Origin of the sequence: Trinickia dinghuensis (assembly GCF_003367175.1) — a bacterium.
GTDB classification, from domain to species: domain Bacteria; phylum Pseudomonadota; class Gammaproteobacteria; order Burkholderiales; family Burkholderiaceae; genus Trinickia; species Trinickia dinghuensis.
In genome coordinates this window covers 746,943-763,887 of record NZ_QRGA01000001.1, presented here as the reverse complement: position 1 = coordinate 763,887, position 16,945 = coordinate 746,943, and the positions used below count along the sequence as shown (strand labels likewise).

The window sequence follows — 16,945 nt, the reverse complement described above, 5'->3', positions numbered from 1 at the left end:
ATTGTCGAGCGTTGCCGGTGCGAGTGCTGTATCGTCAACACGCACGCGCCACAAGGCATTCGAAGACTTTCGACAGCAAAATGCAAAAGAACGGAAAGGGGCGAAGATGTCAAATCAGCAATCCTTAGCAATCGCAGCGCGGTTCGACCGGCTGCCGCCGTCGCGCACCGTCTGGACCATGGTGATGCTCATCTCGCTCGGCGGCGTTTTCGAGTTCTACGACCTGTTCTTCACCGGCTATGTCGCGCCGGGCATGGTGCAGTCGGGATTGTTCAAGCCCGAATCGCTCGGCTTTTTCTCGGCGCTTGCGCCGATCGCCGTCGCCGGCTTCGGCACCTTCGTCTTCGCAACCTTCGCCGGGCTGTGGCTCGGCACGCTCGTGTTCGGCTTCGTCGCCGACCGCTTCGGACGCCGGTTCATCTTCACCTGGTCGCTGATCTGGTACGTCGTCTGCACGGCGATCATGGCGTTCCAGCATTCGGGCCTCGCGCTCAACATCTGGCGGCTCATCGCCGGGATCGGCATCGGGGTCGAACTCGTGACGATCGACTCGTATATTTCCGAGCTGATCCCGAGCGGCGAACGCGGCCGAGCCTACGCGATCAATCAGTTCATCACGTTCAGCGTGGTGCCGGTCGTCGCCTTTCTCGCCTTCATTCTCAAAGGGACGCAGCTCTTCGGGCTCGAGTATTGGCGCGTCGTCATTCTGATCGGCTCGCTCGGCGCCGTCTTCGTCTGGATCATCCGCCGCAACGTCCCGGAAAGCCCGCGCTGGCTGGCGCGGCAAGGGCGCGTGGACGAAGCCGAGCGTATCGTCGCCGACATCGAGCGCCGCGTCGAAGCCGAAAAGGGCATCAAGCTGCCGCCGCCGAAGGCGATCGGCAACGAAGTGGAAGGTGTCGGCTCGTTCAGCGAAATCTTCGGCCCGCTCTATATCAAGCGCACGGTCTTGCTGTCCATCTTCAACATGGCGCAGGTGATCGGCTTCTACGGCTTCGCCGCCTGGGTGCCGACGCTGCTCGTCGCTCGCGGCGTGCACATCACGTCGAGCCTGATGTACGCGTTCATCATCGCCATTGCGAACCCGTTCGGCCCGCTGCTCGGCACGCTCTTCGCCGACAAGATCGAGCGCAAGACGCAAATCTGCGGCGGCCTGCTGATCATGGGCATCGTGATCGCACTGTTCTCGCAAGCCTCGGCGCCGCCGGTGCTGATCGTGCTCGGCGTGCTCTTCACGCTTGCCGCGAACGTGATGTCGTACGCTTACCACGGCTATCAGGCCGAACTCTTCCCGACGCGCATCCGCGCACGCGCGGTGGGCTTCGTCTATTCGTGGAGCCGGCTCGCCGCCGCGTTCGCGGGCCTCGCGATCGGTGTCCTGCTGCATAAGTACGGCGTGCCGGGCGTGGCCATCTTCATCGCCGCGGCAATGGTCATCGGCATCTGCATGATCCTGCTCGGGCCGTCGACGAAAGGCCGCGCGCTCGAGTCGATCAGCCACTGATCAACCGCTGGCTCGGCCGCCGCTCCACCACGGATCGGAGACCGAGCCAGCGCACGCGGTGCAACGCCGCGTGCGCTCGGTGCGCAACAGGCGTACTCTTTTTCCCAAGCGGGTATTCGTCATGACACGCAAGGTGGCGCGCAAGCGCCTGCTCGCGTCGATCGCCGAAGCGCTAACCTTGGTTTCGAGGAGGCCTAGATGACCGCACCGGTTCGCACAGGCACCCATATCGAAGGAATTCATTGGGTTGCCGAATATCTCGAGGACACGCATGAAATCCGCGTGCTGCGCGAGGGTTTCGAAGTGGGTGTCACCGACGCACCGCCCAGCCTGTTCGGCGAAGAAGCCGAAGCCGGCTCGAAAAGCGTCGCCGATCACCGTGCCCTCGAAGCTGCCCTGCGCGCCTATTTATTGCGCTTCATCGCCGAGCATGATGCCGAGGAGTAGCCGCGGCGCCGTCACGTTGAGTGGCTAGCAAGTTGAACGCTCCTTATGCGCAAAGAAGTAGAAATCGTGAAACAATGGCCCCCATTTCAGAGAGCCGCGCAGGCGCAGCAGACCAGGAGCACATCATGAAGGAAGGATCCCGAGCGAAGAAGGCCGGCCCGTCGAGCCCGCGCGGCAAACGCGCCGTGGCATCGGCCGCGGCGCCCGTGCGCCCGAGCCGCGATGAGGCCGAAGCCGCCGTGCGCGTGCTGCTGCGCTGGGCCGGCGACGACCCGGCGCGCGAGGGTTTGCTCGATACGCCGGCCCGCGTCGTGCGCGCCTACGAGGAGTTCTTCAAAGGCTACGAGCATGATCCTGCCGAGATTCTCGCTCGCACGTTTTCCGAGGTCGAAGGCTACGACGAGATGGTCGTGCTCAAGGACATCCGGTTCGAAAGCTACTGCGAGCATCACATGGTGCCGATCATCGGCCGCGCGCACGTCGCGTATCTGCCCGATCATCGCGTCGTCGGCATCTCCAAGCTCGCGCGGCTCGTCGATGCATTCGCCAAGCGGCTCCAGATCCAAGAAAAGATGACGGTGCAGATCGCCGACACCCTCAACGACATCTTGCAGCCCAAAGGCGTCGGCGTGATCCTGGAGGCTGCCCATCAATGCATCACGACGCGTGGCGTGCACAAACCGGGCGTGCAGATGGTGACGTCGCGCATGCTCGGCTCGTTCCGCGACGATCCGTCGACGCGGCGCGAGTTCTTGGCCATCATCGGCAACGTGGGCGCGGGTATTCCGAACGTTTGAGCGATGAAGCTCCGTTTCCGCGCAAGCGGACGCCGTCGCAAGCGATGAGCAGGACCGCGCCCAGCACGCACGCGATCGCCCACCATTGCGCCGGGCCGATCGCTTCGTGCAGCACGAGCGCCGCGAATGCCGCGGCCGAGATCGGCACGAACGCCGTCAGCGCGCCGGCTTGTGCGCCGGCAATGCGCTCCGCGCCCGCGAACCACAGCATGAACCCGCCGACGGTCGGCACCAGCGCGTAATAGATGACACCGGCGACGGCCATCCGCTCGTAATGGAGTATCCAGGGCCGCTCGATCAGAGCCGGCACGAGCGACAGGGCAAGACCGATGCCCGACATGAGCGTCGACATCTGCAGCGGTGAAACGGGCGTACGCAAGCGCTTGCCCAACAGGATGAACAACGCTTCGCACAGCACGGCCAAGAGGACGAAGACGTTGCCGAGCAGCATCGATGACGATGCCCCCTTGGCGGCCGAGCCCGATGCATCGCCGCCGTGCATCGTGCAGACGAACACACCCACCGTCGCCAATGCCACCGCGCCTAGCGTAAGCGCGCCCGGCCGCTCACGCAGCGCGACGATCGCAACGAGCGCCGCCACGGCCGGCAGGCTGCCCGCGATGACGCCGGCATCGGCAGCCGAGGTCAGCCGCATGCCGCTCAGCAGCAATACCGTGTACCCGACGCTGCCCGATCCCGACTGCAAGACCAGCAGCAGCGCCTCCCTCGCGCTCACGCGCGGCCACGTTTCGCCCATCAGTTTCATCGCCAGCAGGAAGAGCGGAAAAGCGAGCGCGAAGCGCATCGCCGTCGCCGTGAATGGCGGCAGACCGTGCGCAATCAGTTTGCTCGCCACCACGGTGCTGCCCACACCGATCATCGCCAGCGTGCAAAAGAAATAGCCCATCAAACGCGAACTGAAGGTCATCGTGCCGCTCCCAACGAAAAAGGATGCGACGCAGATTAGGCGGACAGGCGCGAACGGTCTTGAACGAAATTGCAGCGAGGGGGCGAGGCGCGCGCAAGGACGGTGAACGATGGAAGGACTGCTGGCGAACGGCTATCGAACGACTATCGAACCGCGCCCGCGTACTGCGCCGGCGTGACGCCGAAGGCGCGGACGAACGCGCGCGTCATATGGCTCTGATCGGCAAAGCCGGCACCGGCGGCCGCATCGGCCAGCACCATACCCTGCTCGATGAGCCGCCGCGCGAGCGAGATGCGCCGCTGAATCAGATAGGCGTGAGGCGGCAGCCCGGTATCGCGCGCGAAGCCGCGCAACAGTTGGAATCGGCTCAAGCCCGCGTCGAAAGCGAGGCCGGCCAGCGTGACGGGTTCGCACGGATCGTCGTCGATGCGCGCCTTGGCCCGCCGGATCGACGCGCTCATGCCGTCGATCGCGGCGCCGGCCGACGCACGCAACCGGACGGTCGTGTGGCGGCGTACGCATTCGGCCAGGAGCGCATACAGCCGCTCTTCGCACGCCAGCGTATCGAATCGGCCACCGGCGCTCACCACCGCAGGCACCGTGGCCACCGCGGCGAATGTCCTCTCGAAGCAAGCGGCAAACCCCTCGTCGCGCAGGACGGGCCGCTCGAGTTCCACCGAACTCGGCACCGCCGCCCCGAGCTCGAGCGCCACATCGTGCACGAGCTTCGGCTCGAAGTAGAGCATGCGCCAGGCACGGCCGCGTTCGTCGAATGGGCTGCCGTCATGGACTTCGCCGGGATTGACGGTGATGACGTCGCCGGCCCGCGCTTCGACAGGCCCGCGTCCGCTCGCCGATCGCTGGGCCCCGCGCCATACCACGCCGACGCCGAACGTGTCGTGCGAATGGCGGGCGAACGAACGCGTCGTATCGGCCGTCGTCGCCTGCACGCCGGCAACCGCGCAACGGTGCATGACGACGCGCCCGGCGTTCATCGACGCGGGCGCCCCCGCGCGTCGATGTCGTCACCGCGCTCGCCGCGGTCGCCGCGCGCGCCCTCGCGCACGTTGCCTTGCGACACGCTCGCTCCAGCCGCAACGCTATGCGTGAGCCAAACGTTGCCGCCGATGACGGCCCCGCGCCCGATCGTCACGCGGCCGAGGATCGTCGCGCCGGCATAGATGACGACATCGTCCTCCACGATCGGATGCCTTGCATGGCCTTTGACGAGCGTGCCGTCGGCATCGGCGGGGAAACTCTTCGCACCGAGCGTGACCGCTTGATAAAGCCGCACGCGCTCGCCGATGATCGCCGTCTCGCCGATGACGACCCCGGTACCATGGTCGATGAAAAAGCTGCGGCCGATCTGCGCGCCGGGGTGGATGTCGATTCCCGTCAAGGAATGCGCGATCTCGTTGATGAATCGCGCCAGCAGCGGCACCCCGAGCCCATGCAGCGCATGGGCGAGCCGGTGATGCATGATCGCGAGCACACCGGGATAGCACAGCAGGATTTCGGTGATGTGCTGCGCGGCCGGATCGCCGACGTGCGCGGCTTGGATATCGCTGACGAGCATCGCCCGGATACTCGGCAGCTGCGTGCCGAACGATCGCGTGATCTCGAAGGCGAGCGCTTCGAGCTCGGGCGCCGGCGTGTCGCCGTGCTCCGGCGCAAACCGCAGCGCGCGGCGCACCTGCTCGCACAGCAGCCTCAGCGTGCTTTCGAGCGTTTGTCCGACGTAGTAGTCGACGCTCTCGTCGGTCAGGTCGGCGGCGCCGTAATGCGTCGGAAACATGACGGCTCGCAGGCTCTCGACAATGCCGACGATGGCCTCGCGTGACGGCAGCTCTCGAATGCCGCGCGGATGGCGGGTTCGATGCAGCTCCTCGCGCGACGCGCGCAACTCGGCCACGATTTGATCGAGGCCCCAATGCTGGGAAAACGAATTCGACATGATCGTGAAAACGGCGGTGATACGGCTTCTACGGTTGCAATGAGTGATCCGAAGAGATTACCGCGTTTCATGCGACGTTGCCGGACTGTCTCCGATTCCGGCAGCGCCTTTGAACTCTTTGAACTTACACCGTCAAACTGCTCGCATCGATCCAGCGCACGGCCCAGTCGCGCGCGTGCGCAATTGCCGACGCTTCATCGGTAAAACGAAGATCGATGGGGAAAAAGCGGTTCGCGACGAGCTCGCCGTCGCTCGAGCGCGAGATCACGACATACGGCTGATAGCTGCCGTCTCCTGACCGGGCGGGCGCGCAATTGAGCAAGTATCCGCGATGCGTGAATGCGGCGTCGGGGTGATGCATGAGTCACCTGCCTCCCTGAATACGCTTGCTGCGACTTTGTGTGATGCGTCGCGCAGCCGCGAGAGCGAGCGCTTGACTGCGTTTTGACTACGGGCGCTGGCTCGCAGGATTCGAATCATACTCTGTAGGAAACGTCGGTTCTATCGAAAAAATTGCCGTTTTTTTGGCGCATTGAACCGAATCACCCGCCGCGCCAAGCCCCGCCGAAGCCGGAACAGCTCTTGCGTCCCAGGTATCGGGCCGCCCGGAAGCGATCGTTTACCCCGAAGCGTGCGCTGGCCCACCGGCAACGCTTGCAGTTGTTTCTGACTGCGCTACGATGGAGGAACGAGTGTGCATGCTCGATCCTTATGCGTCGCTTAAGACGAAGCATGCATGCCTACCTTGCGAGCGGACCATGAACGCGAGCCACCCGTTACCTGGCGCCCCGACACGGCGCGCAAGCCATGTGCTCTCCGCGCGCCGCGTGCCGCTCGAGCGCGGTTCGGCTAGGCGGTTCTCCATCGCGCTCGCGTGCCTAGGGGTCAGTTACGCCCTCGCTTGGTTCGAGCTTCCGCTCGGCCAAATCGCGTCGATGCCGGCGGAAGGCGCCTCGCCGGTCTCCTCCACACTGGCGGCCGCGCTGACGGCCCGCGTGCTCATCGGCCTGCTCTACGCATGCGTCGCGTTGCGCCATCCTTGGGCGCGTTGGATCACAGTCGTGCTCTGCTTCGCATCGGTCGCGCTCGTCGCGCCTTTGCTGCCGCTCGAATGGCGCGTGTTTCAGCTCGGCGCCCTCGTGACCGGTGTCGGACTGGCGGGCAAACTGATCGCGGCCGTCTTGCTGACCTTGCCGCTGCGCCCACAACGCGACACGCGCCCGTCATAACCGCCCGCGCGGCGTGCGCAGCGCGTCTTCTCGTTCGTCTTCGTTCGCTTAGGAGCCGAGATGAAAATCGTCATCATCGGGGCGAGCGGTACGCTCGGCCAGGCCGTTTGCAAGGAACTGAAGCCGCGTCACGAGGTGATCGAAGTTGGTGCGTCGCGCGGCAACTATCACGTCGACGCAACGAATCTGCCGAGCGTGGAGCGGCTGTTCCATGAAATCGGCCGCGTCGACGCCGTCGTCACGACGATCGGGAAGGTCCATTTCGGGCCGTTTCACGAAATGACGGCCGACCAGTTCTGGATCGGCCTGCGCGACAAGCTCATGGGCCAAGTCAACGTGGTGCTGGCTGCCCAGCACCATGTCAACGACGGCGGCTCCTTCACCCTGACGAGTGGCATCTTGGCGGAGGAGCCGATTCACGAGGGCATCAACGCCACCACGGTGAACCTCGCGCTCGAAGGCTTCGTCCGCGGCGCCGCGATCGAACTGCCGCGCAGCCTGCGCATCAACCTCGTCAGCCCGACCGTTCTCGAAGAATCGCTGGAGGCCTACGGCCCGTACTTTCGCGGGTTCGAAGCCGTCAGCGCGCAGCGCGCCGCGCTGGCGTTCTGCCGCAGCGTGGAAGGCGCGCAGACGGGCCGCGTTTACCGCGTGGGTGGGTGAAGGAACGCAAAGAAAAAACGCGCACCTAGGCCATACGGCCGGTGCGCGCCTTGACGCGATCGTGGATAAGGAGCGGCCGATGCCATCGCCGCCCCTTCGTTCGTTCAGCGACGCTCGAACGTGCCGTCGCGCAAGCGCCAGAGGTTGAGCGGATTGGCGTCTTGCACCGACTCGGGCAGCAGTTCGGCCGCCAAGTCCTGATAGCAGACCGGCCGCAAGAACCGCTCGATCGCGAGCGTGCCGACCGACGTCGAGCGCGGATCCGACGTAGCCGGGAACGGGCCGCCGTGCACCATCGCGTGCGCGACTTCGACGCCAGTCGAGAATCCGTTCGCCAAGATACGGCCGGCCTTGCGTTCGAGCGTCGGCAAGAGCTTGCGCGCGAGTTCGAGGTCGTCGCGCTCCATGTGCAGCGTGGCCGTCAACTGCCCTTCCACGTGCTCGGCCAACTCGATCATTTCGTCGATGTTCGCGCAGGTCACGACGAGCGACGTCGGGCCGAAGATTTCGTCTTCGAGCGGGGCTTCGGCCAGGAAGCGCGATTGCGTCGTCGCGAACAACTCGGGCAACGCCGAATGCTGTGCGTCGGTGCTGGCGCCTTGAGCCACACGCGTCACCCCTTCGACACCCGAGCGGCGCTTCACGCCGTCGCGGTAGGCACTCGCAATGCCCGCGGTCAGCATCGTTTGCGCGCCCTTCTTTTCGAGCGCCTTGGACGCGGCTTCGACGAATGCTTGGCGATGCGGGCCCTCGAGCACGACGACGAGCCCGGGGTTCGTACAGAACTGACCCACGCCGAGCGTCAGCGAATCGACAAAGCCGTTCGCGACCGCTTCGGCGCGCGCCGCAAGCGCGCCCGGCAACACGAAGCACGGGTTGATGCTGCTCATTTCGGCGTAGACGGGAATCGGCTCGCGACGGCGCGCGGCGATATTCATCAGCGCAATGCCACCGCCGCGCGAACCCGTGAAGCCGACGGCCTTGATCGCCGAATGCGCGACCAGCGCTTCGCCGACCGCGTTGCCGGCGCCGAGCACCAGTGCGAACACGCCGGCAGGCAAACCGCATTCGGCCACCGCTTCTTGAATCGCGCGGCCGACGAGTTCGGACGTCCCCAAATGCGCGGGGTGCGCCTTCACGACGACGGGGCAGCCGGCGGCCAACGCCGACGCCGTATCGCCGCCCGCCACCGAGAACGCCAGCGGGAAGTTGCTCGCGCCGAACACGGCCACGGGGCCGACCGGAATCTTCTGCAGACGCAGATCCGAGCGCGGCAGCGGCTTGCGCTCCGGCATCGCGGAATCGAGCGTCGCGCCGAGCCAGCGGCCGTCGCGCACCAGTTGCGCGAACAGCTTGAGCTGGCCGACCGTGCGGGCGCGCTCGCCTTCTAGGCGCGCCTTCGGCAGCGCCGATTCGGCGTGCCCGCGTTCGATGAGGGCATCGCCGAGCGCCATGATGCGCTCGCCGATTGCGTCCAGCAGGCGCGCACGTGTCTCCAGCGGCGCTTGGCGGAACGGATCGAACGCCGCTTGCGCCAGCCGGCACGCGCGATCGACGTCGTTTGCGTCGCCGGCGCCGAACGCCGGCTCCATCTCAGCGTTGCGGGCGGGGTCGAACGCGCGCAGCGTCCCGGCACTTCCTCGTACCGAACCGCCGCCGATCAGCATATCTCCCGTGATCTGCATGGTCAGATTCTCCAATTTAGCCGGCTCGCAGTCCGGCAAGTAGTCGCAATGGCGTTGACGGGCCAAGCCGCGTCGGAACCTTCGATGATCGCATGATTCCCGGTTCGACGTGACCGGCGGCCGAGTTGCCCACACTTTGGAACACTCCCGGAAACCCTCACCTTTGGCTCGCGCCGGCCGGATTGCAGTGAGACGCGCGATCGATCGACGCCTCACCAGGGAGCGGCGCTGGCCGTTTTTCAGGTGGAAAAACGCTGAATGAGCGGGTCCATGCAAGGTTGGAAGCGCTGAAAGGACGGATTCGCCGCTTGGACGCCGTATAACGTGAGGCCCGGCGAATACAAGAATCTCACCGCGCGCGAAGTCCCGAAAACCCTCACCTTCACGCCGGCGGCCGGCAAGCGCCTCGAGCACCTGCGATCTCGTGCGCGCACAAATCGGGAATGGAACCTGCTCGGCGCAACATGTCCGTCCGAACAAAAGACGACGGCGAACGCACATGTTTTCGTCTCTTATTGGTGTTACGTCGTATTGAGCTAACGGCCGATCTATGCGGTCATCTGTATTGCGCCGCGGCTTCCTTCTGCCATGACTGAAACCGGGCGTGGAGGCATTGCAGCGATGGAGACTCGGCTCGATTTGCAGCCAGGCTCGAGCATGACGGGGGAATCAAGACAATGAAAAAGCCGCCGCGGATGGCAACGGACTTGTTCGTGCTGACCCTGCCCGCCATTCTTGCAATTGCAATGGGTGGCGCGAAACACGGCGTGCCGTCGAAAGCGCCCGCCCCCGCCAGCTCGGTATTGCTCGTCCGCGGCGAGCATGTCGCCCAAGCAGCCAACTGCGCGGGGTGCCACACGGCCCCGAACGGCGGCGCACCGTTTGCCGGCGGACGCGCGATCAGTTCGCCGTTCGGCTCGATCGAAGCGAGCAACATCACGCCCGATCCGCGCTTCGGCATCGGCCGCTACACCTACGAGGATTTCGATCGGGCCGTCCGGCACGGTGTCGCACCCGGCGGCAAGGCACTGTATTCCGCGATGCCTTACACCGAGTTCTCGACAATGTCGGACGACGATTTGCGCGCGCTCTACGCCTATCTGATGCAACGCGTCGCGCCCGTTGCAAAGCCCGCCCTGCCGGCCGGCGAGCAGCCGCCGAACGACGATGATTCCCACTATTCGCACTCCTAAACAATTCGGCTGCGCGCACTCCCGCGCGGCCGCGCCGACGTCAGGGGTACACTTCGCCTATTGCCGCCCGCGCGGCTTTCCTTTCAAAACCCGCTCCATTCCATGGCGATGCAATTTGACGACGACGAACGCGCTGCGGTATATCGCGCGATTTACGAACGCCGCGACATGCGGCACTTCGTGCGAGGCGCGGTCGACGCCGGCGTCCTCGCCCGCTTGATCGACGCGGCCCATCACGCGCCGAGCGTCGGCTTCATGCAGCCGTGGCGCATTGCCCGCATTACGGACACCGCGCTGCGCGCGGCCCTGCACGACGCGGTCGAGCGCGAACGCGTGCGCACGGCCGATGCGCTCGGCGAGCGTCACGACGAATTCATGCGCCTGAAAGTGGAAGGCATGCTCGAATGCGGCGAGCTGCTCGTGATGGCACTGATGGACGGCCGGGAACGGCATGTCTTCGGGCGGCGCACGATGCCCGAGATGGATCTCGCATCGGTTGCCTGCGCCATTCAGAACATGTGGCTCGCCGCGCGTGCCGAAGGTCTCGGCATGGGCTGGGTATCGCTGTTCGACGTCGACGAAGTACGCACGCTGATGCGAATGCCGCAGGGCGCAAAGCCCGTGGCCATCCTATGTCTCGGCCATGTCGAGGCCTTTTATCCGAAGCCGATGCTCGAACTCGAACAGTGGGCCAAGCGGATGCCGATCGGCGAATGCGTCTACGAAAATCATTGGCCCGCTGAGGAAGCGGCCACCAAAACGTCCTACGAAGAGTGAAGCCTGGCGGACGTGCCGGACGTCAGCTTTCGCAGCGATAGAAATCCATTTGCTGTCCGGCCGCCACGACGCGTCGAAGCCAATCCGGCGGATCCCCGTAGCCGTCCCACGTGTTGCCCATCGCGTCGCGATAAAGGATGGGCCGTTCGGCCTCCTTATCGGCCGCAATCGATTCCGCGACGGCTTCAACGGTAATGCCGAACTCTTCCATGCGGCGTCGCAGCCAGCGAATCAACCGTTCGCGAGCTTCGCCTTCAAGCTGTTCCATCGATGATTCCGGTTATGGTTGATGCGGGGGTGGCTAAATCCCCCCGTTGACCCGAGCCGAATCATACGCGACTCGCGGCGGGAAAGTTGCAGCCGTCCACTGGCGCCTGCCCGGGAGGCAGCGCACGATCGTCTTCAGGCGGTGTCGACTTGAATTATCGATACAAACTCGACAAAAAGCAAAAGCGGCAAAAAGCCAGTGCACCTTTTCATATGCACGGACCGTTCCAACCGCCGGCGAACGCGCCTGCGTGTCGCGCCACGGCGGGCACCCTACCCGATTTCGTCACACGTTTTCCGGCTGCCGCCGAAGGGCGATGCCCGGGTCGGGCCGCCTGACGGCGCGCGGCCTCGGCGCGATCGGCATGCGCATTGACGGTTCTTTCGCGCGCGATTAACGTCCGCTCACCGACATTCCGATATTTTGCTCATAATCGTTTTCACTGAGGGAGTGGATAATTCCTACAACACAGTCCGTTTAATCATGCTGGCACGCATCGCGCGGCGAAAAGCACATCGGGTCGCCACTCCCGAAAACGCTCACCTTTCAAAAAGTCATGTGGCCATAAGGTGAGCGTTTCCGGGACGCGATGCGCGGCTCCCGAAAGCGCTCACCTTTACACCCATTGGGGCCGATCGCTTCGCCGCCATCTCGATTAAGACGGCGGCGAAGCGCCTCACACGGACGGTATCGGCTTCGCGGATTTCGAAGCGACAGCCGGTTCGGCACGGCCTTCGATCGAGACGAGCGATGCCCCCGCGGCCAACCGCGCCGCCATGGCGGCATTCATCGCTTCCTCGATCCGCTCCTTGTTGTACGGCTTGCGCAGCAGCATCGCACCGGCCAGGGCCTGATGATCGCTGTCCTCGGGCAGCGCATCGTAGCCGGTCGCGAATATCACCCTCAAGCCGGGCTGCAGCGCGAGCGCGCGCATCGCCAACTCGTCGCCCGACAAATCCGGCAGCGAAATATCAGTGACGATGACGTCGAACGCGTGCTCGCTAAGCAACCGCAACGCATCGGTCGCATCGCCCGCTTCCGTGACGGCGTGCCCTAGATACCCGAGCATATCGGCCGTCGTGAAACGCACCATCGCGTCGTCGTCGACGAGCAGCACGCGCGCCGTCATTCGCGAGGCGTCGGGCCGCGCCTCGTGCTCGGCCGGCAGCGGCGGCAACGTGGGCCGCTCGGGGGGCGGAGCGATTTCGCCGCGCGTTTGGCTGCGCAGCACATGGCGGATCTTGCGCGCCATCGCCTCGCGGCTATACGGCTTGCTGAGCAGATCCACGCCTTCGTCGAGCCGGCCGCCATGCACGATCGCGTTGTCGGTATAGCCCGATGTGAACAGCACGGCAACGTTCGGCAGGCGTTCGCGCGCCTTGCGCGCCAACTCCGGACTGCCGAGCGGGCCCGGCATCACCACGTCGGTAAACAGCAGATCGATCGGCACGCCGCTTTCGACGATCGCCAGCGCGCTCTGGGCGTCCTTCGCACGCAGCACGCGATAGCCGAGCTCCGACAGCAAATCGACGACGGTGCCGCGCACATCTTCGTCATCCTCGACGACGAGCACCGTCTCGGTGCCGCCCGTGATCGGCCCGATTTCGAGGTCGGTCTCGACGTCTTCGGGCTGCCGCGCACGCGGCAGATAAATGCGTACCGTCGTACCGTGACTCACTTCGCTGTAGATCTTGATGTGCCCGCCCGATTGCTTCACGAAGCCGTACACCATACTTAGGCCGAGGCCCGTGCCCCGGCCCTCGGGCTTCGTCGTATAGAACGGCTCGAAGACGCGCTCGAGCAGTTCGGCGGGAATGCCGCACCCGGTATCGGTCACGGCCACCATCACGTATTGCCCGGCAGCCACGTCGCCGTGGCGCGCGACGTAGGTGTCGTCCAGGAACGCATTGCCCGCTTCGATCGTGAGTTTGCCCTGCGCTTGCATGGCATCGCGCGCGTTGATCGCCAGATTCAACAAGGCGTTTTCGACCTGAACGGTATCGACGAACGTATTCCAGAGCCCGCCCGTGATGACCGTTTCGATCTCGACCCCCTCGCCCAGCGAACGGCGCAGCATGTCGTCGATGCCCCGGATCAGGCGGCCCAGATTCACGCTCTTCGGCGAGAGCGGCTGCCTGCGCCCGAACGCGAGCAGTTGCGAGGCCAGGCGCGAGCCGCGCGAGGTCGCCGCAATGGCCGTTTGCAGGCGCTGTTCGGCGCGCAAGTTGCCGGCCACGTCGCGACTGAGCAATTGGAGATTGCCCGCGATCACCTGCAGCACGTTGTTGAAATCGTGCGCCACGCCGCCGGTCAGCTTGCCGATCGCCTCCATCTTCTGCGCCTGCCTCAATTGAGCCTCCGTATGTACGCGCTCGGCGATCGCCGCCGCCACGCGACGCTCGAGCACGACGTTCGCCTCCTGCAAAATTCGTTCGGCCTCTTTGCGATGCGTGATGTCGGTGATGGAGCCGATATAGCCGAGAAACGCGCCGTCGTCGCTGAAGCGCGGCGCGGCGGCGCTCAGCGCCCAGCGATAGACGCCGTCCGATCGGCGCACGCGGCACTCGGCGCTGAACGCCTCGCCGTTCTTGTTCGCCGACACGAACGATGCTTCGTACTGCTTACGATCCTCGGAATGCAAGGATTCCCACGCGCCGTTGCCCAAGGCCTCGTTCAACGATTGCCCCGTGAACTCGCACCAGAGCCGATTGAGGTAGGTCAGCGAGCCCGTGGGATCGCTGACCCACATCATCACCGGGGCGTGGTTCGCCATGTTGCGAAAACGCGCCTCGCTCTCGAGCAGATCGCGCGTCGCGTCTCGCCGCAGGCGCGCCATTTCGAGATTCGCGTTCACGCGCGCCATGAGTTCGCGCGCCGAGAAAGGCTTCGTCAAATAGTCGTCGGCCCCCGATTCGAGCCCTTCGACGCGCGCCTCCTCACCCGCGCGCGCCGACAGCATGACGACCGGCAGATGACGCAGTTGGGCATCGATGCGGATCTCGCGCAATAAGCCGAAGCCGTCGAGTACCGGCATCATCACGTCGGTCAAAATGAGATCGGGCTTGTGCCGGCGAATCGCCGCCAGCGCCGCGCGGCCGTCCGCGGCCGTTTCGACGTCCCAGCGCGTCCTCAGCAAGCGGCCGATGTAGTCGCGCATGTCGGCGTTGTCGTCGACGATCAACACGCGCTCGCCCATCGTGCCCCGGCCGAACGACCATTCGGGCATCTCGTCGCCGCGCTCGGCCGGGCTCTCATCGTCGAGATCGCCGACGTCGGCGTCAGCGCCGCCGCCGGGCAGATCGCTCGGCAGCCAGCGCAGCGCCTCTTCCACGTAGGCGTCGGCACGGCCGAATCGCGGCGACGTACTGCGTGTCGGACCGACGTGTTCGGCCGGCAGATGCGAATAGCCGAACGGCAGCCGCAGCGCGAATGTCGTGCCGCGGTCCACTTCGCTCTCGACGGCGATCGTGCCGCCGTGCAGCTTCACGAGTTCTTGAACGAGGGCGAGCCCGATGCCCGAGCCTTCGAACGAGCGGCTGCGCTGCCCTTCGACTCGATGAAAGCGCTCGAACAGCCGCGACAACTCTCGCGGCGGAACGCCCACGCCCGTATCGCGCACGATGATTTCGGCGGCCGTGCCGTCCGCGGTCAGGCGCGTCTCGACGCCGATCTCGCCCTCGAACGTGAACTTGAACGCGTTCGACAGCAAGTTCAGGACGATCTTCTCCCACATGTCCCGATCCACATAGACCGGCTGCGGCAGCGGCACGCACTCGATCGAAAGCGTGAGGCGCGCCCGATCGGTTGCCGATTCGAAGTTCGAGGCGAGTTCGGCCGTCAGCTTCGAGAGGTCGACCGGTTCGAACGTCGCAACGACTCGCCCGGCTTCGATCCGCGAAAAGTCGAGCAGCGAATTGACGAGCTTGAGCAGACGCAGGCCGTTGCGGTGCGCCGTCACCAGACGCTGGCGTTGTTCCGCTGCAAGCACCTCCGTCGTCGTGTCGCCGAGCGCATCTTCGAGCGGCCCGAGCATCAGCGTGAGCGGCGTACGGAACTCGTGGCTGACGTTGGAAAAGAACGCCGTTTTCGCTCTATCGATCTGAGCCAGCGCCTCGGCGCGCCGACGCTCCTCCTCGTAAGCCTGCGCGTGCGCCACGGTGGCGCCGATTTGACTGACGACGAGATTCAAAAAGCCGCGATAGCCTTCGTCGAACAAACGGAACGGGTTCAGACCGACGACGAGCGCGCCCGCGTGACCTGTCTCTCCCGAGGGCAGAATCGGCATGACGACGGCCTGTGCCGGCGGCTCATGCCATGGGCCGCGAGGCAACGCCGTCCCCACGCGAGCCTGCAGATTCGATACGACGACGGGTTGGTGCGTGCGCAGCGCTTCCTGCACGGGCCACAGCGCGGGCCGATCGGCCGATATGTCGGCCGGCGCCGCTTCGTGTCCCGCTTCGATGCCCGAGGTACCGGCGAGCCGGACGTCGTCGCTGCCCGGCTCGGCGAGGTAGAGCAGCGCGAACGGCAAATCGCGGCCGTCTCGGCCAAGCGCGCGGATACTGCATGCGCTCGCCGCTTGCCAAGTGCGCGCATCGGCTGCGCCCGCCGCGAGATCGCGCAACAGCGCGAGTTGCCGCTCGCCGATCACACGCCGCGTATCGTCCGTATTGGCGCAGATAATCCCGCCGATGCTGCCGTCATCGTTAGGAATCGGACTATATGAAAACGTGTAGTGCGTTTCTTCGGGATAGCCGTTGCGTTCCATGATCAGCGGTTGAGCTTCCACGTACGTCGCCTGCCCGCCGGCCATGGCCTTTGCCAGCAACTCGCCGATATCGCCCCAGATCTCGTGCCAGACTTCGGCGGTCGGTCGCCCGAGCGCCCACGGATGCTTGCCGCCGATGATCGACTGGTAGGCATCGTTGTAGAAGTAGACGAGCGAGTCTCCCCAGCCGATCCACATCGGTTGGCGAGAGTTGAGAATAATGCTCAGCGCGAATTTCAGACTCCGAGGCCAGCCGCTCCGAGCGCCAAGCGGCGTCGTGTGCCAGTCGTAAGCGCGGACGAGTTTTCCCATCTCTCCGCCGCCGGATAAGAAATCTTTTTCGTCTTTGTTGGGTGACATGCTAGTTGCGTCGCTCATAGGGTGTCCCTATTCCGATTCACAGCAGAGATAGGCTCAAGGAACGCAAAAACCAACGGCCATTGGCCGATTTGGCGTGTCGAGTCGTAACCGGGAGTTTGGGGAACGGCGCCGTGAGCTATTCGTCCACAGCAAAAAATACCGTGTAGGCAAAACATCGGGCACTTGGGCCGACTGCAATAGAGCAGGCAAGCAAAACGCATCGGGGACACCCTGTGGCTCACGGCTCCTCACGTTCGCCGTGCAAAGCGGCGACACCGAAATGCTAGAAGGCTTAGAGAAGCACGGTGCATGCCATGATGCCGCGGCGAAAGCAAAGGGGAAGAGAGCGTATCCCTCGGCCTCTCCGGGATG

The 16,945-nt window shown here is 64.9% G+C and carries 14 protein-coding genes; 7 read left to right on the top strand and 7 right to left on the bottom strand.

What is annotated here, in order from left to right; all coding sequences use genetic code 11:
* Positions 1-178 precede the first annotated feature (178 nt).
* The 3 genes from DWV00_RS03395 (at position 179) to folE (ending at position 2,748) form a co-directional block, all read left to right on the top strand.
* Positions 179-1,504, top strand: coding sequence for an MFS transporter (locus tag DWV00_RS03395; protein ID WP_220274657.1), 1,326 nt, complete (start codon positions 179-181; stop codon positions 1,502-1,504).
* Between the two features lie 198 nt (positions 1,505-1,702).
* The gene (locus DWV00_RS03390) at positions 1,703-1,951 is read left to right on the top strand and encodes a hypothetical protein (protein ID WP_115532079.1); all 249 of its coding nucleotides are present in this window, start codon (positions 1,703-1,705) and stop codon (positions 1,949-1,951) included.
* Between the two features lie 125 nt (positions 1,952-2,076).
* Positions 2,077-2,748 (top strand): GTP cyclohydrolase I FolE, encoded by a 672-nt coding sequence (gene folE, locus DWV00_RS03385; protein WP_181885334.1) that lies wholly within the window; start codon positions 2,077-2,079, stop codon positions 2,746-2,748.
* Here folE and DWV00_RS03380 read toward each other — a convergent pair.
* From DWV00_RS03380 to DWV00_RS03365, 4 genes are all read right to left on the bottom strand, one after another.
* Complete coding sequence (locus DWV00_RS03380) at positions 2,711-3,676, bottom strand: DMT family transporter (protein WP_115532077.1); 966 nt, start codon at positions 3,674-3,676, stop codon at positions 2,711-2,713. The genes folE and DWV00_RS03380 overlap by 38 nt on opposite strands.
* 143 nt (positions 3,677-3,819) lie before the next feature.
* Positions 3,820-4,671 carry an AraC family transcriptional regulator gene (locus tag DWV00_RS03375; RefSeq protein ID WP_115532076.1) on the bottom strand — a complete coding sequence of 284 codons (852 nt, stop codon included), beginning with the start codon at positions 4,669-4,671 and terminating at the stop codon, positions 3,820-3,822.
* Entirely contained in the window at positions 4,668-5,630 is a 963-nt protein-coding gene (gene epsC / locus DWV00_RS03370) for a serine O-acetyltransferase EpsC (protein ID WP_115532075.1), read from the bottom strand. Before epsC ends, DWV00_RS03375 begins: the two co-directional genes overlap by 4 nt.
* Positions 5,631-5,754: 124 nt before the next feature.
* The gene (locus DWV00_RS03365; protein ID WP_115532074.1) at positions 5,755-5,991 is read right to left on the bottom strand and encodes a hypothetical protein; all 237 of its coding nucleotides are present in this window, start codon (positions 5,989-5,991) and stop codon (positions 5,755-5,757) included.
* A 397-nt stretch (positions 5,992-6,388) separates the two neighbouring features.
* Here DWV00_RS03365 and DWV00_RS03360 point away from each other — a divergent pair, with 397 nt between their 5' ends.
* Together DWV00_RS03360 and DWV00_RS03355 are read left to right on the top strand one after the other, a co-directional pair.
* Positions 6,389-6,859, top strand: a complete 471-nt coding sequence (locus DWV00_RS03360) for a hypothetical protein (protein WP_147297825.1) — start codon at positions 6,389-6,391, stop codon at positions 6,857-6,859.
* Between the two features lie 60 nt (positions 6,860-6,919).
* Positions 6,920-7,522 carry a short chain dehydrogenase gene (locus tag DWV00_RS03355; RefSeq protein ID WP_115532072.1) on the top strand — a complete coding sequence of 201 codons (603 nt, stop codon included), beginning with the start codon at positions 6,920-6,922 and terminating at the stop codon, positions 7,520-7,522.
* A 104-nt stretch (positions 7,523-7,626) separates the two neighbouring features.
* Here the strand turns inward: DWV00_RS03355 and DWV00_RS03350 are convergent, their stop codons facing one another.
* On the bottom strand, positions 7,627-9,207 hold the full coding sequence (locus DWV00_RS03350) for an aldehyde dehydrogenase (NADP(+)) (protein WP_115532257.1): 1,581 nt from the start codon (positions 9,205-9,207) through the stop codon (positions 7,627-7,629).
* A gap of 677 nt (positions 9,208-9,884) precedes the next feature.
* Between DWV00_RS03350 and DWV00_RS35030 the strand changes: the two genes are divergently transcribed.
* Positions 9,885-10,400, top strand: a complete 516-nt coding sequence (locus DWV00_RS35030; RefSeq protein WP_115532070.1) for a c-type cytochrome — start codon at positions 9,885-9,887, stop codon at positions 10,398-10,400.
* Between the two features lie 102 nt (positions 10,401-10,502).
* A complete protein-coding gene (bluB, locus tag DWV00_RS03335; RefSeq protein WP_115532069.1) occupies positions 10,503-11,177 on the top strand; it encodes a 5,6-dimethylbenzimidazole synthase in 675 nt (224 codons plus the stop codon).
* Positions 11,178-11,199: 22 nt separating this feature from the next.
* Here the strand turns inward: bluB and DWV00_RS03330 are convergent, their stop codons facing one another.
* Both DWV00_RS03330 and DWV00_RS03325 read right to left on the bottom strand, forming a co-directional pair.
* On the bottom strand, positions 11,200-11,445 hold the full coding sequence (locus DWV00_RS03330) for an H-NS family nucleoid-associated regulatory protein (protein ID WP_115532068.1): 246 nt from the start codon (positions 11,443-11,445) through the stop codon (positions 11,200-11,202).
* A gap of 676 nt (positions 11,446-12,121) precedes the next feature.
* Positions 12,122-16,573 (bottom strand): response regulator, encoded by a 4,452-nt coding sequence (locus DWV00_RS03325; protein ID WP_245964692.1) that lies wholly within the window; start codon positions 16,571-16,573, stop codon positions 12,122-12,124.
* Positions 16,574-16,945 lie beyond the last annotated feature (372 nt).